The organism is Mesobacillus sp., assembly GCF_049588175.1.
In the GTDB taxonomy this organism is placed as follows: Bacteria; Bacillota; Bacilli; order Bacillales; family Cytobacillaceae; genus Mesobacillus.
On the sequence record NZ_JBAVFI010000591.1, the window covers coordinates 1 to 1,947 of the forward strand.

Consider the following 1,947-nt stretch of genomic DNA (forward strand, 5'->3'; position numbering starts at 1 on the left):
GGATAAGATGCTCTAATTAAAGATAGCCAGCATTTGGTTTCCACCAAGCTGGCTATCTGTTTCTATTATGAAGCTTTATTTATTGCAGATGAAGATTTTGCTGGTTTGAAGACACCTTCCCATTTAGCAATGACTATTGCAGCGAGGGAATTACCAACAACATTCACGGCAGTTCTTCCCATATCAAGGATTCTGTCAATACCAGCAATGAATGCCAAGCCTTCAACAGGTAGTCCGACTGTACCTAGTGTTGCCAAAAGTACGACGAAGGAAACACCAGGAACTCCGGCGATCCCTTTTGAGGTCACCATTAATACTAGCATTAAGGATACTTGTTCAGAGATGCTCATATCGATACCGTACATTTGGGCAATGAAGATCGCAGCCAATGCCTGGTAAAGTGTTGAGCCATCCAGATTAAAGGAATAGCCTGTTGGAATAACGAAAGAAGTAATATGTTTTGGTGCTCCTTCTTTCTCCATTTTATCCATGATTCTTGGCAAAACCGTTTCAGAGCTTGCCGTCGAGAATGCCAAAATTAATTCATCTTTTAGTGTTAAAATTAATTTAAAGATATTGTATCCAGCAAGCTTAGCTACGAGGCCCAAAACACCGATTACAAAGAAAATCATTGTTCCATATACAGTCAGGACTAGTTTGCCAAGCGGAATCAAGGATTCAAGGCCGAATTTAGATACAGTAACCCCAATCAGGGCGAATACTCCGAATGGAGCGAACTTCATGATTTGGTTTGTTGCATAGAACATTGCGTCAGCCGTTCCTTGGAAAAATGCGATAACAGGTTTTCCTTTTTCACCAATTGCGGAGATTCCTAGTCCAAAAACGAGAGAAAAGAAAATGATCGCCAGCATATCGCCTTCAGCAACTGCTGCTATTGGATTTGTAGGTACGATTTCAACCAATGTAGTAATCATCGATTTTGTTTCTTGTGTTTCAGCAGTATTTACATAACTAGCAATATCGGTTTTATCGAGTTCACTCATATTTACTCCAGCACCTGGGTGGAATACATTTGCAGAGATTAGCCCTACGATAATCGCAATGGTAGTGATGATTTCGAAATAAAGGAGCGTTTTACCGCCAATTTTACCTAATTGCTTAATGTCGCCAACACCTGCAACAGCAACAATGATACTTGCGACAACGATTGGTACCACGATCATCTTAATTAATCGGAGAAAAATATCTCCAATTGGCTGCAGGTAAGAAGCAACCGCAGGATTTCCAAAGAATACTGCGCCTACAATAATACCGAGAACCAGACCAATAAAGATTTGACCAGCTAAACTTATTTTTTTCATCTGAATTTCCTCACCTTCTGTAAAATTCTATGCTGAATTAGCAATTGGCAAGGGAAACAAGATTTTTTCCTCCGCAAAAAAAGACACTGTGGGTGCCTATTTACAGAGTATTTTCCTCTGTTCCCTTAGTCGCTTACGAGGTTAGCTGCCGGGTTAGGAATTGGAAACACAAATCCCTTTCGCGATGAATTCACCCCAGGCGGAAACCGCCGATTGGTTCCCCCGTTCTTATAAAAAGATTAAGCGGTAAATATTGATTTATATTATATCAATATTATTAATATGTAAATGTTAATTGATTTCCAGAGTATAGTTTCCTATTGAAGACTAAGAAATCAGTGGATAAGTTTGATATTCTATATGTGGACTTTGAGACAGGAAGCATGCAAGCAACCGCAAAATAGTACTTGTTGCCGGCTGTGTAGATAAAGTCGACGGGTTGAGAGAAGCCGAAGCGAGAGGTATAGAAGCGTACATCACGGGTGAAATTCATTGATAAATACTAGACCTTTTCAGCAGTCAGCTTTGTCCCAGGCAATCAATACAGTCCGTAATATAAAAAAAAATTTGTCTACTAGGAGATATGTAAAAATGAATGATCAAGTTTATTTAGTCAAACCAACAG

Annotated in this window: 1 protein-coding gene and 1 riboswitch; the gene reads right to left on the reverse strand. The window is 39.5% G+C overall.

All coding sequences use genetic code 11. The annotated features are described in order from the left end of the window. Positions 1-65: 65 nt before the first annotated feature. Positions 66-1,322: a cation:dicarboxylate symporter family transporter gene (locus tag WB217_RS14370; RefSeq protein ID WP_423993917.1), complete on the reverse strand. Its 1,257-nt coding sequence runs from the start codon at positions 1,320-1,322 to the stop codon at positions 66-68. Between the two features lie 115 nt (positions 1,323-1,437). Beyond that, positions 1,438-1,578: riboswitch (cyclic di-AMP (ydaO/yuaA leader) on the reverse strand. Between the last annotated feature and the right edge of the window lie 369 nt (positions 1,579-1,947).

What these genes read in the sequence shown, in the direction of transcription:
- WB217_RS14370 (WP_423993917.1), bottom strand. Translation starts at nt 1,322, where the DNA reads ATGAAAAAAATAAGTTTAGCTGGTCAAATCTTTATTGGTCTGGTTCTC.